General features: G+C 71.7%; 5 protein-coding genes. 1 reads left to right on the forward strand and 4 read right to left on the reverse strand.

The features are described from left to right. From RIF89_RS11210 to RIF89_RS11225, 4 genes are all read right to left on the reverse strand, one after another. Nucleotides 1–1,397: PTS mannitol transporter subunit IICB (locus RIF89_RS11210; RefSeq protein WP_309069193.1), on the reverse strand; the 1,397-nt coding region annotated here is incomplete at its 3' end. A 55-nt stretch (nt 1,398–1,452) separates the two neighbouring features. After that, on the reverse strand, nt 1,453–3,126 hold the full coding sequence (gene ptsP, locus RIF89_RS11215) for a phosphoenolpyruvate--protein phosphotransferase (RefSeq protein ID WP_309069194.1): 1,674 nt from the start codon (nt 3,124–3,126) through the stop codon (nt 1,453–1,455). 5 nt (nt 3,127–3,131) lie between these two features. Beyond that, complete coding sequence (locus RIF89_RS11220; protein WP_309069195.1) at nt 3,132–3,401, reverse strand: HPr family phosphocarrier protein; 270 nt, start codon at nt 3,399–3,401, stop codon at nt 3,132–3,134. Between the two features lie 15 nt (nt 3,402–3,416). Continuing rightward, nucleotides 3,417–3,752 (reverse strand): PTS sugar transporter, encoded by a 336-nt coding sequence (locus tag RIF89_RS11225; RefSeq protein WP_309069196.1) that lies wholly within the window; start codon nt 3,750–3,752, stop codon nt 3,417–3,419. A 141-nt stretch (nt 3,753–3,893) separates the two neighbouring features. Here RIF89_RS11225 and RIF89_RS11230 point away from each other — a divergent pair. Next, on the forward strand, nt 3,894–4,636 hold a 743-nt coding region (locus RIF89_RS11230), incomplete at its 3' end, for a helix-turn-helix domain-containing protein (RefSeq protein ID WP_309069197.1).

Here is a 4,636-nt window from a genome sequence, read left to right on the forward strand (position 1 = left end):
TCGGCGTTCCCGTCGAGCGACGCGATCGCCTTGTTGGTCACGCTGACGTCGGTGATGCCCGCGGCCTTGAACTTGTTGCGCAGCACGCTGGCGCCCATGGCCGAGGAGCCCATGCCGGCGTCGCACGCGAACACCACGCGCTCGATCGCCTGCGTCGGGGCGAGGGTCGCGACGCCGGCCGTGGCGCCGGTGAGGCCGCTCAGCGCGGCGGACGACTTGCCCTTGTTCGCCTGCGTCTGCGCCACGGCGGCCGAGAAGCCGTCCGCGCCCGCCGCCTCGGCCGCGAGGTCACGCTTGCGACTCGCGCGCAGGATGACCGCCGCCACCAGGAAGGTCACGAGCGCCGAGAGGATGACTGACAGGATCACGCCGACGTAGCTGTCGCGCGCCGTCTGGGCGAGAACCGCGATGATCGAACCCGGCGCGGCAGGAGCGACGAGGCCCGTCTGGAAGATCGCGTTCGTGCCGACGCCCGTCGCACCGCCCAGGATGACGGCGAGCAGCAGCGCGGGCTTCATCAGCACGTACGGGAAGTACACCTCGTGGATGCCGCCGAAGAACTGGATGATCGCCGCGCCGGGAGCCGAAGCGCGCGCCGCACCCACGCCGAAGAACGTGAAGGCGAGCAAGATGCCGAGACCCGGGCCGGGGTTCGCCTCGAGCAGGAACAGGATCGACTTGCCGGTCTCGGCCGACTCAGCCGTGCCGAGCGGGGTGAGCACGCCGTGGTTGATGGCGTTGTTCAGGAAGAAGACCTTCGCCGGCTCGATCAGGATGCTCGTTAGCGGCAGCAGGCCGTTGTCGACCAGCCAGCCGACGGCGCCGCCGAGGACGTCCATGATCCAGTTCACGGCCGGCGCCAGCACGTAGAACGCGAACACGGCGGCGACGAAGCCGAAGATGCCGGCCGAGAACATGTTGACGAGCATCTCGAAGCCGGCGCGTACCTTGCCGTCCCACAGCCGGTCGAGACGCTTCATGCACCAGGCGGCGAGCGGGCCCATGATCATCGCGCCGATGAACATGTGGATCTGGCCGATGGGGTCCTCGCCCGCGGCCGCGAGCTCGATGTTGCGCTGCGCGATCAGCCAGTCGGAGCCCGCGATAGCTCCGAACGTCGCGACCGCGCCGACGACGGCGCCGCGCGTCTCGTAGATCATCCGGCCGCCCTGGTAGGCGATCAGGACGGGGAGGAGGTAGTGGATCATCGGGCCGACGATCGACTCGAGCGCCGCGTTGGGCGTCCAGCCGGCGGCGATGAAGAACGCGGTGAAGATGCCCCACGCGATGAGCGCGGGGATGTTGGGCATGATCATGCCCGAGAGGAACGTGCCGACCTTCTGCACGCCCACTCGGATGCCGCCGGGCGACTTCGCCGCGACCTGGGTGTCCGTCATGATGACTCGTCTTTCTGGTGTGTTCGGGGTAGAGGTGATTCGGGTAGGAAAAGGTTCAGGATCCGGCCGCGGCCCGGGCAGCGGCACGGGCGCCGGCCGCGTCGTCCGCGTCGAGCGCCGCCTGCGCGATGCGACGGGCGTCGTCGATCGTGAAGCGGCCGAGGGAGTACCGCACGTCGGCCAGGGCCGCGGGCGCCATCGACAGGGTGGTGGCGCCGAGGCCGACGAGCACGACCGCCAGCAGTGGATCCGCGGCGGCCTCGCCGCAGATCCCCACCGGCTTGCCCTGCGCGGCGCCGGCCTCGCCGACGTGCGAGATGAGGCGCAGCACCGCTGGGTGCCACGGATCCTGCAGGGTAGCGACGGTGCCCAGCAGACGATCCGCCGCCATCGTGTACTGCGTGAGGTCATTCGTGCCGATCGACGCGAAGTCGGCGCGCTTCAGCACCCGGTCGGCGAGCAGCGCGCTCGCGGGGACCTCGACCATGACGCCCGCGGTCTTCAGGCCGAGCTCGCGCGCGAGCGACGTGAAGTACTCGGTCTCCTCGACCGTCGCGATCATGGGGGCCATGACCCACAGATCGGCGTCCGTGTCGGCGTCGGCGCGCGCGAGCGCGGTCAGCTGATCACGCAGGATCTGCTCGCTCGCCCGCAGCGCGCGAAGACCGCGCAGGCCCAGAGCGGGGTTGTCCTCCGGCGCGTCGTTCAGGAACGGCAGCGGCTTGTCGGCCCCGGCGTCGAGCACGCGCACGACGACCTTCTTGCCGGCGAACGCGGTCAGGAGCCTCGTGTACTCCGCCTGCTGCGCCTCGACCGTCGGCGCCTCCTTGGAGCTGAGGAAGAGGAACTCGGTGCGGAACAGACCCACCCCCTCGGCGCCGAGCTCGAGCGCCTCGGCCGCACCGGCGGGCGAGCCGAGGTTCGCCAGCAGCGGCACGGCGGTCCCGTCCGCCAGCGCACCCGGTGTGACGGGAGCGGCCTCCGCTGCGGCCCGCTCGTCTGCGCGGCGCTGCGCGTCGGACAGCTGCTCGTCCGACGGATCCGCGGTGACGGAACCGCTCGCGGCATCCACGATCACGGTGTCGCCGTCGGCGAGGTGCGCCGCCTCCGAGGCCCCGACGACCGCGACGATGCCCTTCTCGCGCGCGAGGATCGCGGTGTGCGAGGTCGGCCCGCCGTCCGTGGTGACGAGTGCGAGCACGCGGTTGGGCGAGTCGGGGTCGAGGTCGAGCAGCGCCGTGTCGGCCGGGGCGAGGTCGGGTGCGACGAGCACGAACGGGTGGCCGGGGGTCGGCACGCCGGGCGCCGGCTCGCCGCGCAGGTGCGCGATGACGCGCGCGGCGACGTCGTCGAGGTCGGCGGCGCGCTCGCCGAGGTAGCCGCCCACGGCCTCGAGTGTCGCGCGGAACTCCGCGAATGCGTCGTGCACGGCCCACTCGGACGTCTTGCCGTCCTCGAGCCGCGATTGCACGGCCTCTTCGAGCGTGGGGTCCTCGGCCATCATCGCCTGCGCTTCGAGCACGTCCCTGGCGGCTCCGCCGGCGGTCTCCGCGCGCCGGTTGAGCTCGGCCGCCACCGCGGCGACGGCCTCACGCACGCGCGCTGCCTCCTCGTCCGCGGCACGGGAACTGGGCTCGTCGCGCGGCGCGGGAGCACGCTCGGCCATGCGGGCGACCGGCCCGTGGGCGACGCCAAGGCCGATGCCGACGCCCGTGATCGTGTCGCTCATGGCGTTCACTCGGCGTCGTGATCGGTGACGAGCAGCTGCTCGAGCGTGTCGAGCACTCCCTCGTCGCCGTCGCCCTCCGCGGTGAGCGTGACCTGGTCGCCCTGCTCGACACCCAGCGCGATCACGCCGAGGATGCTCGCCGCGTTGACGGGCTTGCCGTCGCCCTTCGCGACCGTGACGGGGATCCCTGCGTCCTTCGCCGCCTGTGCGAACAGCTTCGCGGGACGTGCGTGAAGCCCGTGCGAGGAGCCGATCTGAACGGTACGAGTGGCCATGGTGGTGTCCTTTCGTCAGGCGGTTTCCGCGGTCGCGGATTCCGGATCGGAGGAGGCGGCGGCAGCTACGAGCGCCAGAGCGCGGCTGCCGTCGCCGTCGGTGAAGATGTCGTCCGGAAGCAGCACGACGCGCGCGCCTCGCGGGGCGGCGAGGGCGTGGATCTCGTCGAGGGAGCGCTCGAGGTGCGGACCGACGAGGACCACGTCGGCCGAGCGGAGATCATCCGCGAGAGAGGACTCGGATCCGGCGGATGCGGTGAGCGGCATCCCGGCCAGGGAGGCGGCGCGACGGAGGCGCAGTGCAACGAACGTGCTGGACGCGCCCGCACCGCACACCACGAGGATCCTCATCGACCGCACAGCCTCTTCTTCTTCGCAAAGTCCTTCTGCTCGATCCTGACCGGCCGCTGTAAGCGCCGCAACGAGGGTTGTTTCCGCCCGGGCGGAAAGTTTCGACCGTGGCCCCTCGAGCCGCATGGTTGACTGGCGAGCATGACGCGGCGTCGGCAGGACAGGGTGCTCGGCATCCTCATCCGCCGCGGGGAATGGGTCACCGCCGCGACCCTCGCCGATCAGCTGGGCGTCACGCCGCGCAGCGTCCGGACCTACGTCACCGCAGCCAACGCCCGGGTGCCGGGGACGGAGGCGATCGAGTCGGGCCCGGCCGGCTATCGCGCCACGGCGGCGGCTTCGGCGGTCCTGCGCGCGGGCGCGGAGGCTGATGCCGGAACACCGCGCGAGAGGCTGCACGCGCTCGTGCGCGCGCTGCTGGATCAGCCGGCCGGCATCGACGTGTACGAGACCGCCGACCGCATGCACGTCAGCTCTGGGACGCTCGAGGCGGACCTCGGTCGCGTGCGGGCCCTGCTCAGCGGATCCGAGCTGTCGCTGGAACGTGCCGGATCGCGCATCCGGCTCGAGGGGTCCGAGCTCGCACAGCGTCGGTTCGTGAGCCGCCTCGCCCACGACGAGATGGAGGAGGGGGCGTTCGATCTCGCTGCGCTGCGACGCGCGGCCGACGCGATGGCGATCCCGTCCGACGCTCTCGGCGCGTTCAAGAGTGACCTCGTCGCGCGGCTCGGCGAGCTCGGCTACTTCGTCAACGAGTTCGCCGCGGCCGATGTCGCGCTGCACGTGGCGATCGCCGCCGACCGGGTCGCCCAGGGACGCGCTCTCGAAGCCGTGCACGGCGAGCCGGAGCCGGTCAGGGCGCGATTCGCCGAGGTGGTCGGCGA

The organism is Microbacterium sp. (assembly GCF_031178525.1).
Taxonomy (GTDB): domain Bacteria; phylum Actinomycetota; class Actinomycetes; order Actinomycetales; family Microbacteriaceae; genus Microbacterium.